Genomic DNA, 23,522 nt, shown 5'->3' with positions numbered 1-23,522 from the left:
AATTTCCATGACAGACGCACTCAAGCGCCTCTCCGAGGAAGGCGTGGCGATCTGGCTGGACGACCTGTCGCGCAAGCGGATCACGTCCGGCAACCTCGCCGAGCTGATCGACCAGCAGCACGTCGTGGGCGTCACCACCAACCCGTCGATCTTCCAGAAGGCGATCTCGCAGGGCGACGGCTACGACACGCAGCTGACCGACCTCGCCGCCCGCAAGGTCACCGTCGAAGAGGCCATCCGCATGATCACGACGGCGGACGTCCGTGACGCCGCCGACATCCTGCGCCCGGTCTTCGACGCCACCGGTGGCCAGGACGGCCGGGTCTCGATCGAGGTCGACCCGCGCCTGGCGCACAACACGCGGTCCACGGTCGCCGAGGCCAAGCAGCTCGCCTGGCTGGTGGACCGGCCCAACACCCTCATCAAGATCCCGGCGACCGAGGCGGGCATCCCGGCCATCGCCGAGACCATCGGCCTCGGCATCAGCGTCAACGTCACGCTGATCTTCTCCCTGGAGCGCTACCGCCTGGTCATGGACGCGTTCCTGACCGGTCTGGAGAAGGCCAAGGAGCGCGGCCTGGACCTGTCGCAGATCCACTCCGTGGCGTCGTTCTTCGTGTCCCGCGTGGACACCGAGATCGACAAGCGGATCGACGCGCTGGGCACCGACGAGGCCAAGGCCGCGCGCGGCAAGGCCGGTGTCGCCAACGCCCGGCTGGCCTACCAGGCGTACGAGGAGGTCTTCTCCTCGGACCGCTGGAGCGCCCTGGAGAAGGCGGGCGCCAACAAGCAGCGTCCGCTGTGGGCGTCCACCGGCGTCAAGGACAAGGCGTACAAGGCGACCCTGTACGTCGACGAACTGGTCGCGCCCAACACGGTGAACACCATGCCGGAGGCGACCCTGTTCGCCACGGAGGAGCAGGGCGAGATCCGCGGCAATGCCGTCGCCGGCACGTACGAGCAGGCCCGCGCCGACCTCGACGCGGTCGAGAAGCTCGGGATCAAGTACGACGACGTGGTCCGGCTGCTGGAGGAAGAGGGCGTCGAGAAGTTCGAGGCGTCCTGGACCGACCTGCTGAAGTCGACCGAGGCCGAGCTTCAGCGCCTCGCCCCCTCGGAGGGCTGAACAGGTGTCGAGCAGCAATCCGCTGCGTGACCCCGCGGACCGACGGCTCCCGCGTATCGCGGGGCCGTCGGGCCTGGTCATCTTCGGCGTCACGGGCGACCTGTCCCGCAAGAAGCTCATGCCCGCCGTGTACGACCTCGCCAACCGGGGTCTGCTGCCGCCGGGCTTCTCGCTGGTGGGCTTCGCCCGCCGCGAGTGGGCGCACGAGGACTTCGCTCAGGAGGTCCACGACGCGGTCAAGGAGCATGCCCGCACGCCCTTCCGCGAGGAGGTCTGGCAGCAGCTCATCCAGGGCATGCGCTTCGTGCAGGGCACGTTCGACGACGACGACGCGTTCGAGCGGCTGCGCTCCACGATCGAGGAGCTGGACAAGGCGCAGGGCACGGGCGGCAACTTCGCCTTCTACCTCTCCGTGCCGCCGAAGTCCTTCCCGGTGGTGATCCAGCAGCTGAAGAAGCACCAGCTGGCCGACCAGCAGGGCGGCTCCTGGCGGCGCGCGGTCATCGAGAAGCCCTTCGGCCACGACCTGAAGTCGGCAGAGGAGCTCAACAAGGTCGTCCACGAGGTGTTCGCTCCGGAGCAGGTCTTCCGGATCGACCACTACCTGGGCAAGGAGACCGTCCAGAACATCCTGGCGCTGCGCTTCGCCAACACGATGTTCGAGCCGATCTGGAACCGGTCCCTCGTGGACCATGTGCAGATCACCATGGCCGAGGACATCGGCATCGGCGGCCGGGCCGGGTACTACGACGGCATCGGCGCCGCCCGTGACGTCATCCAGAACCATCTGCTCCAGCTGCTGGCGCTCACCGCCATGGAGGAGCCCGCGTCGTTCGACGCGGACGCGCTGGCCGCCGAGAAGACCAAGGTGCTCGGCGCCGTGAGGCTGCCGAAGGACATGGGCCGGGACACCGTGCGCGGCCAGTACTCGGCCGGCTGGCAGGGCGGCGAGAAGGTGACCGGCTATCTGGACGAGGACGGCATCAACGCCTCGTCGAAGACCGACACCTACGCCGCGATCAAGCTGGAGATCGACAACCGCCGCTGGGCGGGCGTCCCCTTCTATCTGCGCACCGGCAAGCGGCTCGGCCGCCGGGTGACGGAGATCGCGGTCGTCTTCCAGCGGGCCCCCCACTCCCCCTTCGACACGACGGCCACCGAGGAACTGGGCTCCAACGCGATCGTCATCCGCGTCCAGCCGGACGAGGGCGTGACGGTCCGCTTCGGCTCGAAGGTCCCCGGCACGTCGATGGAGATCCGGGACGTGTCCATGGACTTCGCGTACGGCGAGTCCTTCACGGAGTCCAGCCCGGAGGCGTACGAGCGTCTCATCCTGGACGTCCTCCTCGGTGACTCGAACCTCTTCCCGCGCACCGAGGAGGTCGAGCTGTCCTGGAAGATCCTCGACCCGATCGAGGAGTACTGGGACCGGAACGGCAAGCCCGCCCAGTACCCGGCCGGTACCTGGGGGCCCGTCGAGGCGGACGAAATGCTCGAGCGACACGGACGGAGCTGGCGTCGGCCATGAAGACAGACCTGACGGACACCACCGCCAGCAAGATCAACAAGGCGCTGGTGCAGGGCCGCCGGGCGATCGGCACCCCGGCGGTCGGCATGGTGCTCACGCTGGTCATCGTGACGGACGAGGAGAACGCCTACGACGCGCTGAAGGCGGCGAACGACGCCTCGCACGAGCACCCCTCGCGCACGCTCGTGGTCATCCGGCGCGTCTCCCGCTCGCCCCGCGACCGTACGCAGTCCCGCCTGGACGCGGAGGTCCGGCTGGGCGCGGACGCCGGCTCGGGTGAGACGGTCGTGCTCCGCCTGTACGGCGAGGTGGCCGAACACGCCCAGTCGGTGGTGCTGCCGCTGCTGCTGCCGGACGCCCCGGTGGTGGTGTGGTGGCCGGTGAACGCGCCGCTCGACCCGGCGAAGGACCCCCTGGGCGCCCTCGGCCAGCGCCGTGTCACCGACACCTACGCCTCCGAGCAGCCGGTGCGGGACCTGGCCACCCGGTCCGGGACCTACACCCCCGGCGACACGGACCTGTCCTGGACCCGCATCACGCCCTGGCGCTCCATGCTGGCGGCGGCCCTCGACCAGGTCACCTGCGAGGTCAGGGCCGTCGAGGTGGAGGGCGAGGAGTTCAACCCGAGCTGCGAGCTGCTGGCGATGTGGCTCGCGGACCGGCTGGACGTCCCCGTGAAGCGCTCGCTGTCCGGCGGCCCCGGTCTGACGGCGGTCCGCCTGGACACCAACTGCGGTCCGATCAAGCTGGACCGCCCGGACGGTTCCCTCGCCACGCTCTCCATCGACGGCCAGCCGGACCGCGGAGTGGCGCTCAAGCGCCGGGACACGGCCGAGCTGATAGCGGAGGAGCTGCGGCGGCTGGACCCGGACGACACGTACGCGTCGGCCCTGCGGTACGGGGTGGACCGGCTGAAGTCCTCCTGGTCGGCTCCGGCGCCGCGGGTCTCCGGGGAGTCGGTGGCCAAAGGGGAGAGCGGAGAGCCCAAAAGTGACGGGCGAGCACGACTCGCCCTCCCCGCTCCCGTCGAAACGGCTGCGAAAGCACCCGCTGCGGAAGCGACGGCGCAGGCACCGGTGAAGCAGGAAGCGCCCGCGCTGGAACCGGCACGGAAGGCGACGACGAAGTGAGGGCTACGACGAAGTGAGTACGGCACCGCAGCTTGTCGTGCACCGCGACAAGGAGCTGATGGCGCAGGCCGCGGCGGCGCGGCTGATCACGAAGATCGTGGACGCGCAGGCCTCCCGGGGTTCGGCGTCCGTGGTCCTGACGGGCGGCCGCAACGGCAACGGCCTGCTGGCCGCACTGGCCGCGGCGCCCGCCCGGGACGCCGTCGACTGGAGCCGGCTCGACCTCTGGTGGGGCGACGAGCGGTTCCTGCCCGAGGGCGACCCGGAGCGCAACATCACACAGGCGAGGGAGGCACTGCTGGACGCGGTGCCGCTCGATCCGAAGCGGGTGCACGCGATGCCCGCGTCGGACGGCCCCCACGGCGCCGACGTGGACGCGGCGGCGGCCGCGTACGCGGAGGAACTGGAGCGGGCGGCGGGCCCGGAGAACCACGGCCCCGTGCCGACGTTCGACGTGCTGATGCTCGGCGTCGGCCCGGACACGCACGTCGCCTCGCTGTTCCCGGAGTTGCCGGCGGTACGCGAGACGGACCGTACGGTCGTGGGCGTCCACGGTGCGCCCAAGCCGCCGCCGACCCGGGTGACGCTGACACTGCCGGCGATCCGTGCGGCCCGCGAGGTGTGGCTCCTGGCCGCGGGCGAGGACAAGGCCCAGGCGGCGGCGATCGCGCTCTCGGGCGCGGGTGAGATCCAGGCGCCGGCGGCGGGGGCGTACGGCCGGAGCCGGACGCTGTGGCTGCTGGACGGGGCGGCTGCTTCGCAACTTCCGCGCTCGCTCTATCCGCCGGCTTCGGCTTAGGCACACCCAGGGGGCTCCGCCCGCTGGACCCCCGGGCCTGCGCGCCCACCCACCACCCGAAGCGGTCAGCCAGGAGGCTGGACTCGCGAGTTGCCCCATTCAAGGGCAGTTTCGGGTGGTGGGTGAGCACAGGCGGTACAGCGGCTACTTGACCGACCCCGCCATGACTCCTTGCACGAAGTGCTTCTGGAACGCGAAGAACACGATGACAGGCACGACCAGGGACACGAACGCCCCCGGCGCCAGGACATCGATGTTGCTGCCGAACTGCCGGATCTGCGACTGGAGTTCCACGGTCAGCGGCTGTGACGCGCTGTCCGCGAACAGCAGCGCCACCAGCATGTCGTTCCACACCCACAGGAACTGGAAGATGGCCAGGGAGGCGATCGCCGGCCGTCCCACGGGCAGCACGAGCCGCGTGAAGATGCGCCACTCACTGCCCCCGTCCATGCGCGCGGCCTCCAGCATCTCCTTCGGTATCTCGGAGAAGTAGTTCCGCAGCAGGAACACCGCGAACGGCAGGCCGTAGGCGACGTGGAAGAGCACGACACCCGGGATCGTCCCGAACAGCCCCAGCTGCCCGAAGAGTTTCGCGACCGGCAGCAGCCCGATCTGCACGGGCACCACCAGCAACGCGACCACGACCAGGAAGATCGCCTCCCGCCCGGGGAAGTCCAGCCATGCGAAGGCATAGCCCGCGAGGGCCGCGATGACGACGACCAGCAGCGTCGTCGGCACCGATATCAGCACCGTGTTCCAGAACGCCGTCGTGATCCCGGCGTTCCCCAGCAGCTCCGAGTAGTTGTCGAAGGACAGCTGCCCGGGGCTGGAGAACACCGTCCACCAGCCGCCCTTCGCGGTGTCCTCGGCGGACCGCAGCGAGGACAGGAACAGCCCGGCCAGGGGCGTCATCCACACCAGGCCCACGATCACGAGGAAGGCCTGGACGACCCCGTTGCCCAACCCGCGCCGAACCGCGTTCATCGCTGACTCCTTCGGAAACGGCGGACGTTGAACACCATGGCCGGAACCACCAGCAGCAGGAGCAGCACACCGAGCGCGCTGCCGAGCCCCTGGTTGTTGCCGCCGCCGAACGACACCAGCCACATCTGCGTCGCGAGCACGGTCGCGTCCTCCTGCACCGGCCCGGGCGCGATGATGTAGACGAGGTCGAAGACCTTCATCACGTTGATCACCAGGGTGATGAAGACGACCGTCAGGACGGGCGCCAGCAACGGCACCGTGATCCGCCGGAAGATCTGCCACTCGTTCGCGCCGTCCATCCGCGCCGCCTCCAGCGTGTCCCGCGGCAGTGTCGCCAGGCCCGCGCCGATCAGCACCATGGAGAAGCCGGTCCAGATCCACAGGTACGCGCCGATGATCGCCGGTGTGACCAGCGCCGGTCCGAGCCAGGAGACGCCCTCGTAGGGCGGGGCGAAGTTGGACGACGGCAACCGCACCGCGTAGGAGCCCGGTTCGAGTCCCTCGAAGCGGAAGGAGCCGTCGGACGCGGTGGTCGTCGTGGCGACCGGCTTGCCGTCGCGCACCGCCTCGACCTTCATCTCGGGCAGTCCGCTCTCCCGCCGGTCGACCTTGCCCTGCTCCCCTCCCCCGCCGGGCGTGAAGTCCAGGTAGACCACGCCGCGCAGTTCGTCGGAGGCGGCCTTCTGTCCCGCCGCCGCGTACGCGGGCTCGGTCCCGCCCGGCAGGTCGTCGGGCAGCACACCGACGAGACCCAGCGTGACCGCGTCTCCGGGCGACACGCTCGCACTCGTGCGGTACGACCCGTCCTTCTCCTTCGTCAGGCCCTGCCCGTCACGCGCCCGGGCCGTCGGGTAGGACGAGGAGCCCTCGAACGCGTCGTGGACGGAGACCACCGCCGCGTTGAGGACGCCCTTGTCGGGGTCCTCGTCGTAGGCGAGCCGGAAGATGATGCCGGCGGCGAGGAAGGAGACCGCCATCGGCATGAAGAGGAGCAGCTTGAAGGCCGTGGCCCAGCGGACCTTCTCCACCAGGACGGCCAGGATCAGCCCGAGGCCGGTCAGCAGGGCCGGTGCCACGACGACCCAGATGGCCGTGTTGCGTACGGCGTTGAGGGTCGCCGGGTCGCTGAACATCTCGGCGTAGTTGTCGCCGCCCACGAAGGTCGTCCCGGAGGCGTCGAAGAAGCTGCGGCCGATGCTGAACAGCACGGGGTAGACGACGAGCGCGCCGAGCAGCAGCAGCGCGGGCAGCACGAACAGCAGGGCGATGATCCTGCCGCGCCGGCGCAGGCGCCGCGTGCGGTCGGCGATCGTGGCGGGCGGTGGGGGGCTCGTCTCTTTCACGAGGGTCGCTGTCATGGCGTATCAGTCCTGGTACGCCTTGGCCGCCGCGGCCTCCAGCTTCGCCGCGGTGCCCTTCGGGTCGGACGGGTCGCGCAGGAAGTCCTGGAGCAGCTTCCACTCGCCGGTGCCCTTCGTGCCGCCGAAGGCCGCCGGGGCCTGGTCGGACATGTCGAAGCGGACCGAGTCCCCGGCCTGGACGAGGGACTTGGCGGTGGCGCGGGTGACGTCGTCGCCGTACTTGGCGAGGTCCAGCTCCTTGTTCGGGGAGAGGAAGCCGCCCGCCTCGGCCCACACCGCCGAGGCCTCCGGCGTGGCCAGGAACTCCGTGAGAGCCTGCGCGGCCTTCTGGTTCTTGCCGTCCTTCAGGACGGCGGCCGCGTCACCGCCGCTGACGACCGGCGCCTCGCCGCCGCCGACCGCGGGGAACGGGAAGAAGTTCGCGTCCTTCCCGACGGTCTTCCCGAACTGGTCCTTGGCGACGCCGGCGACGAAGTCGCCCTCGTAGACCATGCCGGCCTCGGGCTCCGGCCCGAAGACCTTCTCCACGGAACCGGGGAAGTCGGTGTTCAGGGCGCCCTTCTGGCCACCGGCGATGAGCTGCTTGTCCTTGAAGAGCTTGCCGAGTGTGGTGAGGGCGTCGACGACCGACGCGTCGGTCCACTTCAGCTTGTGCGCGGCGAGGGCGTCGTACTTCTCGGGTCCGGCCTGGGAGAGGTAGACGTTCTCGAACCAGTCGGTGAGGGTCCAGCCGTCCTGTCCGGCGACGGAGAACGCGGCGAGCCCGGAGTCGGACACGGTCTTCCCGGCCTTCAGCATCTCGTCGTACGACTTCGGCGGCTTCACGCCGGCCTGGGCGAGGGCATCGGGGCTGTACCAGACGGTCGACTTGTGGGCGGCCTTGAAGTACAGGCCGTAGAGGGTGCCGTCGACGCTGCCGTACTCCTTCCACACGGGGGCGTACCCCGCGTCCACGGACTGCTCGGTCTTCTTCGACAGCGGCTTCAGCCAGCCCTTGGCGGCGAACTGCTTGAGCACGCCGACCTGCGGGACCATCACGACGTCTGGGGCGTTGCCGCCCTCGATCTTGCTGCCGACGACGGTGGAGACGTTGTCGCCGGTGGACGTGAACTGCGTCTTGGCGCCGGTCTTCTCGGTGAAGGCGTCCAGCACCTTCTGGAAGTTCTTCTGCTCGGTGCCGGACCAGACGCCGGCCACGGTGACCGTCTGGCCGCTGAGCGCCTTGTCGCCGCCGCCGGCCGTGACGGGGCCGCCGCCGCAGGCGGTCGCGCCGAGCGCGAGGACGAGGGCGGTGCAACCGGTGAGCAGGGTGGTACGTCGTCGCATCATCGTTGATGTCCCTTCGGGGAGTTGACTTGCGGGGAGTTCAGGAACTGATCCACCAGGCGGCCGTGGAGCCGGGCAGCACCCCGGTGGGGCACGGACCGCTGGCCAGCAGTGGGGTGCCGGAGACCGGCGCGGGTGTGGGGGCCGTGCCGAAGTTGACGGCGCACACCAGGTCGTCGCCGCGGGCGAAGGCCAGGACGCCGGGCGGGGCGTCCAGCCAGCGCAGCGTGCCCTCGCCCAGCTGGGGCAGGGTGCCGCGGAGCTGGAGGCCGTCGCGGTACAGGTGCCAGAAGGAGCGGGTGTCGGCGAGAGCGCGGTCAGTGGCGTACTCGGCGAAGTACTCCGGCTGCGGCAGCCACGGCTTGGCGCTCTCCTCGCCGGAGGTGAAGCCGAAGGGCGACGCCTGCCCCGACCAGGGCAGCGGTACCCGGCAACCGTCACGGATGCGGGCCCGGCTGCCGGTGCGGTGGAAGATCGGGTCGGTGAGCACGTCGTCGGGCAGGTCGACGACCTCGGGCAGGCCGAGCTCCTCGCCCTGGTAGATGTAGGCGGCGCCGGGCAGTGCCAGCATCAGCAGCGCGGCGGCGCGGGCCCGGGCGGCTCCGAGGCCGCTGCCTTCCGTGGCGGGTTCGCCGTAGCGGGTGACGGTGCGGACCTGGTCGTGGTTGTTGAGGACCCAGGTGACGGTCGAGCCGGTCCCGGCGATGTCCTGCATGGCCTCGGAGATGACCTTCTGGAAGGCCTCGGGGTCCCAGGGGGCGCTGAGCAGGTCGAAGAAGAAGGCCTGGTGGAGCTCGTCCGGTCGGACGTACTGGGCGTGCTCGCGGGCGGTCGGGACGGAGACCTCTCCGACGAGGAGGCGTTCGCAGCCGTCCCGCTCGGTGTAGTCCTCGCATATGGAGCGCCAGCGCCGCCACACCTCGTGCACCTCGGGCTGGTTCCAGGCGAGCGGGTTGACCGAGTCGCGGGTGCGGGCGTCGGCCTCCGGGTCGTCCGAGTCGGGCAGCTCCGGGTGCTTGAAGAGGCCGGCGGCGACGTCGATGCGGAAACCGTCGACACCCCGGTCCAGCCAGAAGCGCAGCACCCGGTCGAACTCGGCGGCGACCTCCGGGTCACGCCAGTTCCAGTCGGGCTGCTCGGGCGTGAACATGTGCAGGTACCACTGGCCGGGCCGCCCGTCCGCCTCGGTCACCCGGCTCCACGCCGGACCGCCGAACATCGCGTGCCAGTTGTTGGGCGGCTCGTCGCCGTCCGGGCCGCGGCCGTCGGCGAAGTGGAAGCGGGCGCGGGCCTCGCTGCCGGGAGCCGCGGCGAGAGCCTCGCGGAACCAGGGGTGCTCGCTGGAGCAGTGGTTCGGGACGATGTCGAGCAGCACCTTGACGCCGAGCCGCCGCGCGGCGCCCACCAGCAGGTCGAACTCGGCGAGGTCACCGAAGAGCGGGTCGACGTCGCAGTAGTCGGCCACGTCGTAGCCGTGGTCGTGCTGCGGCGAGGGATAGAAGGGGCTCAGCCAGATCCCGTCGACGCCGAGCTTCTTGAGGTACGGCAGCCCGGCCCGGACGCCGGCGAGGTCGCCGACGCCGTCGCCGGTGCTGTCGAGGAAGCTGCGGACGTAGACCTGATAGATCACTGCGTCACGCCACCAGTGGTGCCTGTTCAACCCATCGACCTGTCTCTGAGGAGGGCAGCGGTTATGCATGCATGTTAAGTAGGCGTGACGAGAGGGTGTCAATGAAAAGGCGCAAGCTACTGAGGAGTTGATGTGGTGCGAATCCGCATCAAACGGGCATTTCTCAGCCAGATGAGACGTTCGCGTTACCTAACAAGTAACTAGAAGTACTAGAAGCGCTAGCCGCGCGAGATGACGGCGAGCTCCCGTGCCAGACGGCGCACCGCCGCCGTCGGCGTCTCGTGCCCGGCCATCGCGTCGTGCACGACCGCCTGGACGACCAGGCTGACCTGGTCGTAGCGCGGGCTCTTGGGGCGCGGCGCGGCCGCGAGCACGCTCTCGCGCAGGGTCGGCAGATACGGGAACCTGCGGATGAGCTGCGGGTCCTGGTAGAGCCCGGCCCGTACGGGCGGCAGCGCGCCGCGGGTGAGGACCTGCCGCTGGACGCGCTCACCGGTGAGGTACGCGATCAGGCGGGCGGCCGAGTCGGGGTGCCGGGCGTGGGCGCTGACGGCCAGGTTGGAGCCGCCGAGGACACTCGTCCCCGGCCCGTCCCGGCCCGGCAGCGGTACGGCGCCGATCTTCCCGGCGACCTGGGAGCCCGGGGCGGAGGCGCCGACGTAGGCGTAGGGCCAGTTCCGCAGGAAGAGCAGCCGGCCGTCCTGGAAGGCCTGCTTGGACTCCTCCTCCTTGTAGGCCAGCGCCTCTTTCGGGATCCAGCCCTCTTTCACTCCGCGGGCCAGGAACCCGATGCCCTCGCGGGCCGCCGCCGAGTCGACGGTGACGCGCTCGCCCTCGTCGCCGAGGATCGAGCCCCCCGCCGAGTAGACGGCCTCGGCCGCGTTGACGGTGAGGCCCTCGTAGGGGAGGAACTGCCCGGCGTAGCCGTCGAGGCCGTGCTTCGGGGCGATGGTCTTCGCGTATCGCTCCAGTTCCGCCCAGGTGCGCGGCGGCGCGACGCCCTCCTTGGCGAGGACGTCCTTGCGGTAGAGGAGCAGGCCGGCGTTGGTGACGTACGGGACGGCGTACAGCTGTCCGTCGTAGGTCGCCGTGTCCACGACCGGCGGGAGGAAGGTCTTCAGCGGGAAACGGTCGCGTGGCAGCGGCCGGATCCAGCCCGCCGCGGCGAACTCCGAGGTCCAGTTGACGTCGATGTTGAGCACGTCGAATCGGCTGCGGTCGCCGTCACGCAGGTCGGTGGCCATCTGCGCCTGGGTCTCGTCGGCCGAGTCGGGCAGCTCGACGAGGGTCACTTTCTCGCCGGGATGGGTGCGGTTCCAGCCCTCCAGCAGGGGGCCGAGATAGCCGGTGAGGTCCCCGGCGGTGGCCAGGGTGAGCGGTCCGCGGCCGCCCTCCGGCGGCTCGCCCGCCTGCGCTCCGGCGGCGACGTAACCGGTCAGGACCACGACGAGAACGAGAAGGCCCCTACCCGCGGCATGGATCCACCGCATAGGTTCCTCCCTGTACACCGGCGACGGGCACCCTTGCCCGGAATCAGAGGCCATGTATACCTGTTAGGTATGGGCGATACTAGGGTCTGGAGCACATTGACCGGACAGGAGGACTGCACGCGTGCGCCTGCACCTCCTGGCACTCCTCGCCCGCGGACCCGCCCACGGCTACGAGCTCAAGCAGGACCTTGAGCAACTGCTGGGCTCCGCGTACCCTCAGCCGAATGTCGGCCAGATCTATGTGACCCTCGGCCGCCTCGAGAAGTCGGGACTGATCGAGGGCGAGGACGTGGCGCAGTCCAGCCGGCCCAATAAAAAGGTCTACCACCTCACCGACGCCGGGCGGGAGGCGCTGCGCGCCTGGTTCGAGGAGCCCGAGGACGAGCCGCGGGTGCGGGACGACTTCTTCATGAAGCTGGCGCTCGCTCCGCAGACCGGGCTCGCCGACCAGATCTCCCTGATCAACCACCAGCGGCGCCAGTATCTGAACACCATGCGGCAGCTGTCGAAGCTGGCCGCCGCCGAAGACCGCGACAACCGCATCGCGCATCTGCTGATAGAGGGCGCGATGCTGCACCTGCAGGCCGATCTCGACTGGCTGGAGCGGTGCCAGGAAGAGCTGGAGGAGCTGGAGTGAGCGACGACCGTCCCGCTCCTGTGCTGCGCGCCGAGGGGCTGGTGAAGACGCACCACGGCGAGGGCGCGCCCGCCCATGCCGTGCGCGGGGTGGACCTGTGCGTACGGCAGGGCGAGTTCGTGGCGATCACCGGCCCGTCCGGCGCCGGCAAGTCGACGCTGCTGCATCTGCTCGGCGGGCTCCAGCGGCCTGACGCGGGCCACCTCTGGCTCGACGGCGAGTCCACCGACACCTACAGCGAGGCCCGCTGGGCGGTGGAGCGCAGGAAGCGGATCGGGATCGTCTTCCAGTTCTTCAACCTCGTGTCCAACCTGTCCGTCGCCGACAACGTGGAGCTGCCCGCCCTGCTCGCCGGGAGCTCGCCGAAGCGGGCGCGCACCGAGCGCGAGCAGCTGCTGGGCGAGCTGGGCCTGACGGGCAAGGAGCGCAGCATGCCGGGCGAGCTGTCCGGCGGTGAGCAGCAGCGGGTCGCCCTGGCCCGGGCCCTGGTCAACCATCCCCCGCTGCTGCTGGCCGACGAACCGGCCGGCAGTCTCGACAGCAAGGGCACCCGCGAGGTGATGCGGCTGCTGTCCCGCTTCCACCAGCGCGGCCAGACGATCCTGCTGGTCACCCATGACGCGCGGCTGGCGAGCGCCGCGGACCGGGTGATCAGCTTCTTCGACGGCCGGATCGCCGACGACGCGGAACTCGACGGCGGCACACCCCCGCGCCGGTCCGGCATCTCCGGTGTGCTGGAACTCAAGGACTGACATGCGGGTGTACGACGGCTGCCCGGCGTCCGGGCCGAGAGGCTGAGGCCCGTGCGAGCCACCCTGCGCTGGGCGCACTCCGATCTGCGCACGCACCGCGGCGAGGCGCTGTTCCTCGTCCTCGCCACCGCGGGCATCGTCGCGTCACTGCTGCTGGCCACGGCCCTGTTCGGGTACGCGACCAACCCCTGGCAGCGCGTGTTCACGCAGTCGCACGGCGCGCATGTGTGGCTGCACACCGACACCGCCGCCGACACCGGGAGACTTGCCGGGCTGGACGGCGTCGACTCCGTCGCCGGGCCCTATCCCAGCGCCGCCGCCACCGTCTCCTCACGGGGCAGCCGCGCCGCGGTCGAGCTGCGCGGCACTCCGGAACGACCCACCGTCGGCCGCCCGCCGCTCGTCTCGGGCCACTGGCTCGACCCCGCGACGCCGAACGGCGTGGTCCTGGAGAGCCGCCTCGCCCGCGCCCTGCTGGCCGAGCCCGGCGACACCCTCACCGTGCCCGGCACCGCCCGCGAGCTGACCGTCGTGGGGCTCGCCGACAGCGCCGAGCCGCGCTACCGGGCCGGTGAGCAGCCGGGCCTGGTGTGGGCACTGCCGTCGGCCGTGCCGGACCCCGGCGGCCAGGTGATCGGGCTGCGCCTGACGGACCCCGGCGACACCTCCTACGTCGTGCAGCGTGCCGTGACCGTGCTGGGAGCCGGGGCGATCGGCGAGGTGTCCACCTGGCAGCAGGCGCGCGCCGAGGCGCAGGGCGACAACCGGCTCCTCGGTCAGGTGCTGGGCCTGTTCGGGCTGGGCGCGCTGGTCGCCGCCGGGCTCGCCGTGCACGGGGCGATCAGCACCCGTATCCGGGGCCATCTGCGGGATCTCTCCGTGCTGAAGGCGATCGGCTTCACCCCGGGGCAGGTGGTCCGCGTCTTCCTGCTCCAGCACCTCGCCTACGCGCTGCTGGGCGCCGTGGCCGCCGCGGCGCTCGCCGAGGCCCTGGGCAGCCGGATCCCCGGCCGGCTCGGGGACGCGGTCGGCGTGTGGCAAGGCCTTCCCGGGCACACCGTGGCCCTGGTGGTGGTCCCGGTGGGCGCGGTGCTGTTCATCGGCGCGACCACCGGCCTGGCCGCGTGGCGGGCGGGACGGGTACCGCCGGTGCCGGTGCCGAGGCCCGCGGCGGCGCTGGGCGGGCGGTTGACCGGGGCGGCGGGCCGGAGCCGTGGGACGGAGCCCGCCGGCCACGGAGGGCGGCGGCCTGTTTCTGCTTCGCCGGGCGGGCGGTTGGCGAGCGGCGTGCGCCGCGTCCTCAGGCTCCCGCCCGCTGCTCCACGCACCGGACAGCTGTCCGGCATGGCCCGCCGGGCACTCGGCATGCGGATTCCGCCCGCGCTGGTGCTGGGCTGGCACAAGGCGTTCACCCGCCGCCCCCGGTCCCTGGCCACGGTCGCCCGCCTCACGCTGCCGCTGCTGCTGATCGTCGTGGCGATGAGCGCGTGGACCACCATCGACCGCTTCCACAGCGAGCCGGAGCAGATCGGCCTGCCCACCACGCTCAGCGTCCGCGCCGACACCGGGCTGAGCGAACGCCAGACCCGCACCCTCCTGGAACGCGACCCGCAGGTCGCCGCCGCCTACCCCGGCGTCGAGACGGCCGCCCTGGTCCCGGGCCAGACGGCGACCATCGCCCTGCGCGGCCTCGGCACCCACCAGGACCCGTACCCGTACACCCTCGCCGAGGGCCGCGCCGCCCGCGGTGCCGACGAGGCGGTGGCCGGGCAGGGGCTCCTCGACCTGCTGGACGTGCGCGTCGGCGACTGGGTGCGGATGACCGTCGGCGACCAGCCGCAGATCCTGCACATCGTGGGCCGCAGCATCGAGCCGGAGAACGCCGGCCGGGTCATCTCCACGTCCCTCGACACCCTCCGCGCGAACGACCCCGGGCTCGGCCCGACCCTTTACGAGCTGCGCCTGGACCCTGGCGCCGACCCGGGCGAGGTCGCCGACCGGCTCGCCACGGCCGGGCGCGGCCATCTGGACGTGCACACCGTGGCCAACCCCGCCGACGGGCTCTCCCCGCTGCGCGCCGTCGTCGCCGGGCTGATCGCCGTGCTCGCCCTCATCGGGCTCATCGAACTGCTGACCGCGATCGGCGGCGCCGTCCGCGAGGGCGAACGGGACCTGCTGGCGCTGAAGGCCATCGGCCTGTCCCCCCGCCAGATCACGGCGATCACGGTCACGGCCACCGGCTGTACGGCCCTGGCGGCCGTGCTCGCCGCCACCGCCCTGGGCCTGCCGCTCGCCCACTGGCTCATCGACGCCCAGGGCAGATCGAGCGGGATCGGCGCCGGGATCGCGCAGGGCCCGTCGGCCCTCCTCATGCTGCCGCTGGGGGCGGCGGCGGTGCTCTGCGCGGCCGCGCTGGCCGCCCTGCCCGCGGCCCGCGCGGCACGCCGCCGGCTCGCGGACACGCTGAGCGCGGTCGCCTGACCTCGGCGGCTTGGCTTCGGCGGTTTCGCCGGTCAGCCGCCGTAGGGGCGCTGCGGGTGGGGTGCGTAGGGGTTGCCGCCTCCGGTGGGCGGCTGCGGGTGGGGCGCGTACGGGTTGCCGTACGGGTTTCCCTGCGGCGGCAGGTACGGCGATCCCGCCGGGGGCATCCCCGGAGGCATCGGCGGCACCGGCCCGGGTGCGGGCGCCGGTGCCGGCGTCGCCGGGTGTGCCTTCAGCCGGATCCCGTACCGCCGCTTGAGCCGCCCCATCTCCAGCAGCCCGATCGCGGTGACCGTCACCGGTGCGCCCAGGATGAAGACGATCCCCAGGGTGAGGCTGAGCCCGTGCAGATCACCGGTGACGAGGTCCGGGACCGCCACCAGCCAGCTGGTCACCATGGCGAGCAACGGCGGCAGACAGCGATGCACGGCAGCCGTGCCGAAGAAGTTGCCGGAGACCCGCACCGCTCCGTAGGCCGTGAAGATGAGCATCCACATCATCGCCAGGCCGACCCCTATGATCGCGGCGGGGTTCGCCGACGAGTTCGTCGTCCGCACCAGCAACAGCAGTGCCGCCACACACCCGACGAACAGCAGAAGCAGCTTGAGGGAGTTGAGGAGCGACACCCGCAACTGCCGCACGGTACCGCCGCGCCGCCAGACGTAGAGCATCGCCCCGACCGTCAGCGGAGTGAGAAAGAGCAGGACGACGGAGGCCGTCATCGCGTTCTCCAGCAGCTCCGTGATCTCGAAGCCGCCCTCGACGAAGGTGTAGATGCCGAGGGACGCGACCGCCCCGGCGATGACGCGGAACTTCTTGAGCTGCTCCACGGACGGATCGAGCGGCTCCGGTATCCACGCCGGGTGGAACACGGCCCGAGCCACGTCCTGGGGCTTCAGGAGGGACCGGGCCGTCAGCGTGCCACCCGTCCAACTACCGCGTGTGCGTGCCATTTTGCGCTCCCCCGAGCACTCGCCTCGATGATCGTCGGGGAGTCTACGGGAAGCGGACGGCGCGCCGCCGCCCGCATTTCCGCCCCGGCGGTCGTCACTGCCGGCCGCGCAGCTCCCGGTACGTCGCGACCAGCGCCTCGGTGGAGGCGTCAAGGCCCTCGACCTCGGCGCCCTCGGTCAGCGCGGGCTCGACGCGCTTGGCTAGGACCTTGCCCAGCTCGACGCCCCACTGGTCGAAGGAGTCGATGTTCCACACCGCGCCCTGTACGAACACCTTGTGCTCGTAGAGGGCGACGAGCTGGCCGAGGACGGACGGCGTCAGCTCGGGCGCCAGGATCGTGGTCGTCGGGTGGTTGCCCTGGAACGTCTTGTGCGGCACCAGTTCGTCCGGCACACCCTCGGCCCGCACCTCCTGAGGCGTCTTGCCGAAGGCGAGCGCCTGCGTCTGGGCGAAGAAGTTGGCCATCAGCAGGTCGTGCTGCGCCTTGAGCTCCTCGCTCAGCTCGGCGACCGGCCGTGCGAAGCCGATGAAGTCCGCCGGGATCAGCTTCGTGCCCTGGTGGATGAGCTGGTAGTAGGCGTGCTGCCCGTTGGTGCCCGGCGTGCCCCACACCACCGGCCCCGTCTGCCACTCCACCTCACGCCCGTCCCGGCCCACGTACTTGCCGTTGGACTCCATGTCGAGCTGCTGGAGATAGGCGGTGAACTTCGACAGGTAGTGGCTGTACGGCAGCACCGCGTGCGACTGGGCGTCGTGGAAGTTGCCGTACCAGATGCCCAGCAGGCCAAGCAGCAGTGGCACATTGGACTCGGCGGGCGCGGTCCGGAAGTGCTCGTCGACGATCCGGAACCCGTCGAGCATCTCCCGGAAGCGGTCCGGGCCGATGGCGATCATCAGCGACAGGCCGATCGCGGAGTCGTACGAGTAGCGACCGCCGACCCAGTCCCAGAACTCGAACATATTGGCCGTGTCGATGCCGAACCCGGCGACCTTCTCGGCGTTCGTCGACAGGGCGACGAAGTGCTTGGCGACGGCGGCCTCTTCACCGAGAGCTGCCAGCAGCCAGCCGCGGGCGGACGTGGCGTTGGTGACCGTCTCGATGGTGGTGAAGGTCTTGGAGGCGACGATGAACAGCGTCTCCGCCGGGTCCAGATCCCTGATCGCCTCGTGCAGGTCGGCGCCGTCCACGTTCGACACGAAGCGGAACGTCATCGAGCGGTCCGTGTAGGCGCGCAGCACCTCGTACGCCATCGCGGGGCCGAGGTCGGAGCCGCCGATGCCGATGTTGACGACGTTGCGGATGCGCTTGCCGGTGTGGCCGGTCCACGCGCCGGAGCGGACGCGGTCGACGAAGCCGGCCATCTTGTCGAGCACGGCGTGCACGCCCGGCACCACGTTCTCACCGTCGACCTCGATCACCGCGTCCCGTGGCGCCCGCAGCGCGGTGTGCAGCACGGACCGGTCCTCGGTGGTGTTGATCTTCTCTCCGCGGAACATGGCGTCCCGGAGCCCGAAGACGTCGGTGGCGGCGGCCAGTTCCCGCAGGAGTCGCAGAGTGTCGTCGGTGACGAGGTGCTTGGAGTAGTCGACGTACAGGTCGCCGACCCGGAGGGCGTACGCGGTGCCGCGGCCGGGCTCGGCGGCGAACAGCTCGCGCAGCCGGACCTCGCCCAACTCCTCGCGGTGCTTGGCCAGTGCCGTCCACTCGGGCGTCTGGTTGAGCCTGGTACGGCCGTCTGCGTTCATCTCGGACTTCAGCCTTCTTTCCTGTCCTGCCTGCGTACCTTGCCCCGCTGCCGGTCCCAACCTAATTGATCAGCGCGTGGCATCGGTGTTCGTGGCCCCGTCGTCCGGTTCAACAACAGATACGTCCGCGTGGAGCGTGGGTATCAGCGCGGTGACGGCCAGGAGGAAGAAGGCGGCGGTGAGCAGGGGCGGGGTGTTCGGGCCCCAGGCGGTGGCGACGGCTCCGCCCAGCAGGGCGCCGAGGGGTACTCCGGCGAAGGCCAGGGTGCGGAAGGCCGAGCTGACCCGGCCCAGGAGCCCGGCGGGGCTGCGCTCCTGCATCAGCGTCGTCGTGTTGACGTTCCACACCATGCCCATGAGCCCGAAGACGGCCAGCGCCCCCACCAGCACGGTCAGGCTGCGCACGGTACCCATGACGACGAGGGCCGCGGTCTGCGCCGATCCGGCGAGCAGCACCGACCGCAGCCGGCCGAGCCGCGCCACCAGCCGGCTGTTCACCACTCCCCCGGCCAGGCTGCCCAGGGTGAAGGCGGTGCCTGCCGCCGCGTAGCCCGCGGGGCCCGCCTCCAGCCAGCCGGTGACGAGGACGACCAGCAGGGCGAGCAGGGTGCCCATACCGATGTTGCACAGGGCCGTGGCGGCGCACAGGCCGCGCAGGGCGCGGTCGCGCCACAGGGTGCGCAGCCCCTGCGCGATCTCGCGGCGCAGGGTGCTGCCCGCCGGTCTCGGCTCACGGTCGGTCCCGTCGGCCGGCAGGGTGGCGATCAGCGCGGCGGCCACCAGGAAGGTCACCGCGTCGGCCGCGAAGGGCACGGCGGCCCCCGCCGCCAGCAGCAGTGGCACGACCGGCCCGCCCAGCAGGCCGCCCGCGACGCGCTGGCCGGTCATCAGCCGGGCGTTGGCACTGCCGAGCGCGTCCCGGTCGACCAGGGCGGGCAGCAGCGCGGTCGCGGCGTTGTCGAAGAGGGTCTGGAGGGTGGTGAGCGCTACGGCCAGCGCGATGAGCAGGCCGATCGAGGCGTGGCCGAGCGCGACGGCCACGGCGAAGGCGGCGACCAGCAGACCGCGTAACGCGTCCGCCATCCACATGGCGCGTCGCTGGTCCACGCGGTCGGCGACGGCCCCGCCGAGCAGTCCGAAGACGATCCAGGGCAGATAGCCGCAGGCCGTGACGGAGGCGATGAGCAGTGGCTCGTCGGTCAGCGTGACGGCCAGCAGGGGCAGCGCGGCGGTACGCAGCGCGTCACCGAAGCTGGACAGCACGGCCGCGCTCCACAGCCGGCCGAAACCCCCGCGCCACGCGGGCGCGCGCACGCTCCCCACCTCGACCGTCGCCACTGTCCCCCCTCACGGTTCGCCCGATGCACAAACCGTAGAGGGCACCACTGACAATCGGTCCGCGAGCGGACCGCGGCGGGGCTCGGAAACCAGCTCCGGCCGGGCACCTGCTGGTGCCCGGCCGGTCTCGACTCCTAGATCTCGCCCCGCAGTTTGGCGAGCGCCTCGGCGAGGATCGCCTCGCCGTCCGCGTCGCTGCGCCGCTCCCGTACATACGCCAGGTGCGTCTTGTAGGGCTCGGTGCGCGGCGGGTCCGGCGGGTTGTCCCGGTCCTGGCCGGCCGGGAATCCGCAGCGGGGACAGTCCCAGGTTTCGGGCACCTGCGCGTCGCTGGCGAAGCTCGGCTGGGTTTCGTGTCCGTTGGAGCACCAGAAGGAGATGCGCAGCCGCGGCGCGGACTCGCCGCGCTCGGCCTCGCCCATCGGCCCCGCCCCGACCCGGCTTCCCCGGATCGCGTTGCCACTTGCCACGGTCGTAACTCCCTGCGTGATGGTGCCGCGAAGCGAGTCGGCGTTCCGCTTCGCCGCGAGCGCCTCAGTCTACGTAAGGCCCAACGCGCGTCCAGTGATTGGAGTTACAACCCTCACACGAAGACGCAAGCCCCATGATAGGCCGCGCTCAGCTGCGCGTACCGAACATGGGGCCTCGCGTACAAGTTCCGTGCGGCTTGCGTCTCGGTCAGTTGTTCACCTTCATCAGGATGCCGAGCACGACAATGCACGCGAACCAGGCCAGACCGACCACGACGGTGATCCGGTCGAGGTTGCGCTCGGCGACCGAGGAGCCGCCGACGGAGGACTGCATGCCGCCACCGAACATGTCGGAGAGGCCGCCGCCCTTCCCCTTGTGCATCAGCACCAGCAGCATCAGCAGCAAGCTGAAGACGATCAGGGCGATCGAGAACCCCATAACCACGGCTGGACCAACTTCCTCGGATTCTGACGGACGACGCGGGGCCCAGCACATGCTGGACCCCGCAAGGGTACGACGTAACGGCGCTACGGCATACTCACTGGTCGCGGAAGCGCACGATCTTGACGAACTCGTCGGCGTCCAGCGAGGCGCCGCCGACCAGCGCGCCGTCGATGTCGGCCTGGGCCATGATCTCGGCGACGTTGCCCGCCTTGACCGAGCCGCCGTACTGGATGCGGACCTTGTCGGCCAGGTCCTGCGAGTACAGCTCGGCGATCTTGCCGCGGATCGCCGAGCAGACCTCCTGGGCGTCCCCGGCTCCGCAGACCTTGCCGGTGCCGATGGCCCAGACGGGCTCGTAGGCGATCACGATGGTCTCGGCCTGCTCGGCGGGGAGGTCCTTCAGACCGCCCTCGACCTGGGCGAGGGTGTGGGAGACGTGGTTGCCCGCCTCGCGGATCTCCAGCTCCTCGCCGACGCACAGGATGGGCGTCAGGCCGTGCTTGTAGGCGGCCTTGACCTTGGCGTTCACCAGCTCGTCGGTCTCGGCGTGGTACTGGCGCCGCTCGCTGTGGCCGATCGCGACGTACGAGCACTTCAGCTTGGCCAGCATCGGGCCGGAGATCTCGCCGGTGAAGGCACCGCCGTCGTGCGCCGAGATGTCCTGGGCGCCGTACTTGATCTTGAGCTTGTCGCCGTCGACCAGGGTCTGCACGGAGCGCAGGTCGGTGAAGGGCGGCAGGACGGCGACCTCGACGGCCTCGTAGTCCTTGTCGGCCAGGGCGAAGGCGAGCTTCTGGACGTGAGCGATGGCCTCGAGGTGGTTGAGGTTCATCTTCCAGTTGCCCGCCATCAGCGGCGTGCGCGCGGTCATGTGGGTCAGTCCTCCAGTGCGGCGAGGCCGGGGAGCGTCTTGCCCTCGAGGTATTCGAGGGAGGCGCCGCCACCGGTCGAGATGTGGCCGAATGCCGTCTCGTCGAAGCCCAGGGTGCGCACGGCGGCGGCGGAGTCGCCACCGCCGACCACGGTGAAGCCCTTGGATTCGACGAGTGCCTGGGCGACCGCCTTGGTGCCCTCGGCGTAGTCGGGGTGCTCGAAGACGCCCATGGGTCCGTTCCAGAACACGGTGGCGGCGTCGGCGAGCTTGGACGCGTACAGCTTGCAGCTCTCGGGCCCGTTGTCGAGGCCCATCTGGTCGGCCGGGATGGCGTCCGCGGCGACGGTCGTGGGGTGGGCCGGGGCCTTGGTCTTCAGGTCCGGGAACGCGGCCGCGACGAGGACGTCCACCGGCAGGACCAGCTCGACGCCGGTCTTCTCGGCGCGCTCGATGTACTCGGTGACGGCCGGGAGCTGGTCCTCCTGGAGGAGGGAGGCGCCGACCTCGTAGCCCTTGGCCTTGAGGAAGGTGTAGGCCATGCCGCCGCCGATGAGGATGCGGTCGGCCTTGCCGAGCAGCTGATCGATGACGGCGAGCTTGTCGGACACCTTGGCCCCGCCGAGGGCGACGACGTACGGCCGCTCGACCTCGTCGGTGAGCTTCTTGAGGACGCCGACCTCGTTCGCGATGAGGTAGCCGGCGTAGTGCGGCAGCCGGGCCGGGAGGTCGTACACGGACGCGTGCTTGCGGTGCACCGCGCCGAAGCCGTCGCCGACGTAGACGTCGGCGAGGGCGGCGAGCCGGTCGGCGAAGGCGCCGCGCTCGGCGTCGTCCTTGCTCGTCTCGCCCGCGTTGAAGCGCAGGTTCTCGACGACGGCGACCTGGCCGTCGGTGAGGGCGGCGACGACTGCCTGGGCGGACTCGCCGACCGTGTCGGTCGCGAAGGCCACGTCGGCGCCGAGGAGTTCACCGAGGCGTGCGGCGGCGGGGGCGAGGGAGAAGGCCGGGTCCGGGGCGCCCTTGGGGCGGCCCAGGTGGGAGGCGACGACCACGCGGGCGCCTGCCTCGGCGAGGGCCTTGACCGTGGGCAGCACGGCGCGGATACGGCCGTCGTCGGTGATCGCCGTGCCGTCCAGCGGCACGTTCAGGTCGGCGCGGACGAAAGCCCGCTTGCCCGCGACCCCTTCGGCGAGGAGTTCGTCGATCGTCTTCATGAGGGGACTCCTGAAAGAGCTCGTGATCGCTCGTAAGCGCTCGTGATCGAACAGCTCTGATCTGTACGTGAGTCAGGGCTCGGGCAGCGCGTCCTCGCGCTGCCCGAGCCCTGCTCTCACACGGTCGTGCCTGCTCGATTGATCAGAGCTGGTTGCCGACGAAGACCGTAAGGTCGACGAGACGGTTTGAGTAGCCCCACTCGTTGTCGTACCAGCCGAGGATCTTCACCGAGTTGCCCTCCTGGACCATGGTCAGGGAGGAGTCGAAGGTGCAGGAGGCCGGGTCGCTGACGATGTCCGAGGAGACGATCGCGTCCTCGGTGTACGCCAGGTAGCCCTTGAGGTCGCCGTCCTCGGACGCCTTCTTGAACGCGGCGTTGACCTCGTCCTTGGTGACCTCGCGCTGGAGCGTCACGACCAGGTCGGTGGCCGAGCCGGTCGGGACCGGGACGCGCATCGCGATGCCGTCGAGCTTGCCCTTGAGCTGCGGCAGGACCAGCGCGGTTGCCTTCGCGGCACCCGTGGTGGTCGGGATGATGTTCTCGGCGGCGGCGCGGGCACGACGCAGGTCCGAGTGCGGGAAGTCCAGGATGCGCTGGTCGTTGGTGTACGCGTGGACCGTCGTCATCAGGCCCTTGACGATGCCGAAGTTCTCGTCGAGGACCTTGGCCATCGGCGCCACACAGTTGGTGGTGCAGGAGGCGTTGGAGATGACGTGGTGGTTCGCCGAATCGTACTTGTCCTGGTTGACACCCATCACGATGGTGATGTCCTCGTCCTTGGCCGGAGCCGAGATGAGGACCTTCTTGGCACCGCCGGCGAGGTGCTTCGCGGCGTCGGCCTTCTTCGTGAAGATGCCGGTGGACTCGACGACGATGTCGACGCCCAGCTCACCCCACGGGATGTCGGCGGGGTTGCGCTCGGAGAGCACCTTGATGGTGTGCCCGTCCACGGTGATCGTGTCGGCGGTGTGCGACACCTCGGCCTTGAGTCGGCCCAGGATGGTGTCGTACTTGAGCAGATGAGCGGTGGTCGCGGTGTCACCCAGGTCGTTGACAGCCACGATCTCGATGTCAGCACCCTGCTCCAGCAGCGCGCGGAAGTAGTTACGTCCGATGCGGCCGAAGCCGTTGATGCCTACGCGGATCGTCACGAACCGATCTCCTCGTTGGTGCGCCGGCCATGAAGTGCCGGCGAGCTCTGTTTGGGATGTCCCCGACCGCCTACGACCCTACCT

At 70.6% G+C, this 23,522-nt stretch carries 20 protein-coding genes; 7 read left to right on the top strand and 13 right to left on the bottom strand.

Translation table 11 applies throughout. The features are described from left to right. The first annotated feature begins 7 nt into the window (after positions 1 to 7). The 4 genes from tal to pgl are packed head-to-tail and all read left to right on the top strand — an operon-like array spanning position 8 to position 4,583. On the top strand, positions 8 to 1,126 hold the full coding sequence (tal, locus tag OG542_RS31000; RefSeq protein ID WP_311125051.1) for a transaldolase: 1,119 nt from the start codon (positions 8 to 10) through the stop codon (positions 1,124 to 1,126). Between the two features lie 4 nt (positions 1,127 to 1,130). Next, complete coding sequence (gene zwf, locus OG542_RS30995; RefSeq protein ID WP_193480698.1) at positions 1,131 to 2,654, top strand: glucose-6-phosphate dehydrogenase; 1,524 nt, start codon at positions 1,131 to 1,133, stop codon at positions 2,652 to 2,654. After that, on the top strand, positions 2,651 to 3,784 hold the full coding sequence (gene opcA / locus OG542_RS30990; RefSeq protein WP_328415109.1) for a glucose-6-phosphate dehydrogenase assembly protein OpcA: 1,134 nt from the start codon (positions 2,651 to 2,653) through the stop codon (positions 3,782 to 3,784). Before zwf ends, opcA begins: the two co-directional genes overlap by 4 nt. A gap of 13 nt (positions 3,785 to 3,797) precedes the next feature. Beyond that, entirely contained in the window at positions 3,798 to 4,583 is a 786-nt protein-coding gene (pgl, locus tag OG542_RS30985; protein WP_261683391.1) for a 6-phosphogluconolactonase, read from the top strand. Between the two features lie 144 nt (positions 4,584 to 4,727). Here the strand turns inward: pgl and OG542_RS30980 are convergent, their stop codons facing one another. The 5 genes from OG542_RS30980 to OG542_RS30960 form a co-directional block, all read right to left on the bottom strand. After that, positions 4,728 to 5,567 (bottom strand): carbohydrate ABC transporter permease, encoded by an 840-nt coding sequence (locus OG542_RS30980; protein WP_328415107.1) that lies wholly within the window; start codon positions 5,565 to 5,567, stop codon positions 4,728 to 4,730. Continuing rightward, positions 5,564 to 6,925 carry an ABC transporter permease gene (locus tag OG542_RS30975; protein WP_328415105.1) on the bottom strand — a complete coding sequence of 454 codons (1,362 nt, stop codon included), beginning with the start codon at positions 6,923 to 6,925 and terminating at the stop codon, positions 5,564 to 5,566. Before OG542_RS30975 ends, OG542_RS30980 begins: the two co-directional genes overlap by 4 nt. A 6-nt stretch (positions 6,926 to 6,931) precedes the next feature. Beyond that, on the bottom strand, positions 6,932 to 8,257 hold the full coding sequence (locus tag OG542_RS30970; protein WP_261683398.1) for an ABC transporter substrate-binding protein: 1,326 nt from the start codon (positions 8,255 to 8,257) through the stop codon (positions 6,932 to 6,934). A 37-nt stretch (positions 8,258 to 8,294) separates the two neighbouring features. After that, on the bottom strand, positions 8,295 to 9,953 hold the full coding sequence (locus OG542_RS30965; protein ID WP_328415100.1) for a glycoside hydrolase family 13 protein: 1,659 nt from the start codon (positions 9,951 to 9,953) through the stop codon (positions 8,295 to 8,297). A gap of 149 nt (positions 9,954 to 10,102) precedes the next feature. Then, positions 10,103 to 11,374, bottom strand: a complete 1,272-nt coding sequence (locus OG542_RS30960) for an ABC transporter substrate-binding protein (RefSeq protein WP_311125054.1) — start codon at positions 11,372 to 11,374, stop codon at positions 10,103 to 10,105. Positions 11,375 to 11,495: 121 nt separating this feature from the next. On the opposite strand from OG542_RS30960, the gene OG542_RS30955 reads away from it, so the two are divergent. From OG542_RS30955 to OG542_RS30945, 3 genes are read left to right on the top strand one after another with little or no spacing between them, the layout of a single operon-like run. Continuing rightward, positions 11,496 to 12,011, top strand: coding sequence for a PadR family transcriptional regulator (locus OG542_RS30955; RefSeq protein ID WP_184596865.1), 516 nt, complete (start codon positions 11,496 to 11,498; stop codon positions 12,009 to 12,011). After that, on the top strand, positions 12,008 to 12,763 hold the full coding sequence (locus OG542_RS30950; RefSeq protein ID WP_261683401.1) for an ABC transporter ATP-binding protein: 756 nt from the start codon (positions 12,008 to 12,010) through the stop codon (positions 12,761 to 12,763). Before OG542_RS30955 ends, OG542_RS30950 begins: the two co-directional genes overlap by 4 nt. Before the next feature lie 51 nt (positions 12,764 to 12,814). Continuing rightward, positions 12,815 to 15,244 (top strand): ABC transporter permease, encoded by a 2,430-nt coding sequence (locus OG542_RS30945; RefSeq protein ID WP_328415098.1) that lies wholly within the window; start codon positions 12,815 to 12,817, stop codon positions 15,242 to 15,244. A 32-nt stretch (positions 15,245 to 15,276) separates the two neighbouring features. On the opposite strand, the gene OG542_RS30940 is transcribed toward OG542_RS30945, so the two are convergent. The 8 genes from OG542_RS30940 to gap all read right to left on the bottom strand — a co-directional run bounded on the left by OG542_RS30940 (position 15,277) and on the right by gap (position 23,438). Continuing rightward, on the bottom strand, positions 15,277 to 16,197 hold the full coding sequence (locus OG542_RS30940) for a DUF3824 domain-containing protein (RefSeq protein ID WP_311125057.1): 921 nt from the start codon (positions 16,195 to 16,197) through the stop codon (positions 15,277 to 15,279). A 94-nt stretch (positions 16,198 to 16,291) separates the two neighbouring features. Continuing rightward, the gene (gene pgi / locus OG542_RS30935; RefSeq protein WP_328415095.1) at positions 16,292 to 17,944 is read right to left on the bottom strand and encodes a glucose-6-phosphate isomerase; all 1,653 of its coding nucleotides are present in this window, start codon (positions 17,942 to 17,944) and stop codon (positions 16,292 to 16,294) included. Between the two features lie 69 nt (positions 17,945 to 18,013). Beyond that, positions 18,014 to 19,282 (bottom strand): MFS transporter, encoded by a 1,269-nt coding sequence (locus OG542_RS30930; protein WP_328415094.1) that lies wholly within the window; start codon positions 19,280 to 19,282, stop codon positions 18,014 to 18,016. A 134-nt stretch (positions 19,283 to 19,416) separates the two neighbouring features. Continuing rightward, complete coding sequence (locus OG542_RS30925; protein ID WP_003976875.1) at positions 19,417 to 19,752, bottom strand: RNA polymerase-binding protein RbpA; 336 nt, start codon at positions 19,750 to 19,752, stop codon at positions 19,417 to 19,419. A gap of 208 nt (positions 19,753 to 19,960) precedes the next feature. After that, the gene (gene secG, locus OG542_RS30920) at positions 19,961 to 20,191 is read right to left on the bottom strand and encodes a preprotein translocase subunit SecG (RefSeq protein WP_030852761.1); all 231 of its coding nucleotides are present in this window, start codon (positions 20,189 to 20,191) and stop codon (positions 19,961 to 19,963) included. Positions 20,192 to 20,291: 100 nt separating this feature from the next. Further along, a complete protein-coding gene (tpiA, locus tag OG542_RS30915; RefSeq protein ID WP_189731012.1) occupies positions 20,292 to 21,068 on the bottom strand; it encodes a triose-phosphate isomerase in 777 nt (258 codons plus the stop codon). 5 nt (positions 21,069 to 21,073) lie between these two features. Continuing rightward, positions 21,074 to 22,285 carry a phosphoglycerate kinase gene (locus OG542_RS30910; protein ID WP_328415091.1) on the bottom strand — a complete coding sequence of 404 codons (1,212 nt, stop codon included), beginning with the start codon at positions 22,283 to 22,285 and terminating at the stop codon, positions 21,074 to 21,076. 142 nt (positions 22,286 to 22,427) lie between these two features. Continuing rightward, the gene (gap, locus tag OG542_RS30905; protein ID WP_193480680.1) at positions 22,428 to 23,438 is read right to left on the bottom strand and encodes a type I glyceraldehyde-3-phosphate dehydrogenase; all 1,011 of its coding nucleotides are present in this window, start codon (positions 23,436 to 23,438) and stop codon (positions 22,428 to 22,430) included. Positions 23,439 to 23,522 lie beyond the last annotated feature (84 nt).

Source organism: Streptomyces violaceus (assembly GCF_036014075.1).
Lineage (GTDB): Bacteria > Actinomycetota > Actinomycetes > Streptomycetales > Streptomycetaceae > Streptomyces > Streptomyces violaceus.
The sequence above is the reverse complement of the archived record's forward strand: the minus strand, read 5'-3'. Positions and strand labels throughout refer to the sequence as shown.

Bases quoted from the DNA above. Each gene is read 5' to 3' on its own strand.
- tal (WP_311125051.1), top strand. From the start codon at position 8: ATGACAGACGCACTCAAGCGCCTCTCCGAGGAAGGCGTGGCGATCTGG.
- opcA (WP_328415109.1), top strand. From the start codon at position 2,651: ATGAAGACAGACCTGACGGACACCACCGCCAGCAAGATCAACAAGGCG.
- OG542_RS30980 (WP_328415107.1), bottom strand. From the start codon at position 5,567: ATGAACGCGGTTCGGCGCGGGTTGGGCAACGGGGTCGTCCAGGCCTTC.
- OG542_RS30975 (WP_328415105.1), bottom strand. From the start codon at position 6,925: ATGACAGCGACCCTCGTGAAAGAGACGAGCCCCCCACCGCCCGCCACG.
- OG542_RS30970 (WP_261683398.1), bottom strand. From the start codon at position 8,257: ATGATGCGACGACGTACCACCCTGCTCACCGGTTGCACCGCCCTCGTC.
- OG542_RS30965 (WP_328415100.1), bottom strand. From the start codon at position 9,953: ATGCATAACCGCTGCCCTCCTCAGAGACAGGTCGATGGGTTGAACAGG.
- OG542_RS30960 (WP_311125054.1), bottom strand. From the start codon at position 11,374: ATGCGGTGGATCCATGCCGCGGGTAGGGGCCTTCTCGTTCTCGTCGTG.
- OG542_RS30940 (WP_311125057.1), bottom strand. From the start codon at position 16,197: ATGGCACGCACACGCGGTAGTTGGACGGGTGGCACGCTGACGGCCCGG.
- pgi (WP_328415095.1), bottom strand. From the start codon at position 17,944: ATGAACGCAGACGGCCGTACCAGGCTCAACCAGACGCCCGAGTGGACG.
- secG (WP_030852761.1), bottom strand. From the start codon at position 20,191: ATGGGGTTCTCGATCGCCCTGATCGTCTTCAGCTTGCTGCTGATGCTG.
- tpiA (WP_189731012.1), bottom strand. From the start codon at position 21,068: ATGACCGCGCGCACGCCGCTGATGGCGGGCAACTGGAAGATGAACCTC.
- OG542_RS30910 (WP_328415091.1), bottom strand. From the start codon at position 22,285: ATGAAGACGATCGACGAACTCCTCGCCGAAGGGGTCGCGGGCAAGCGG.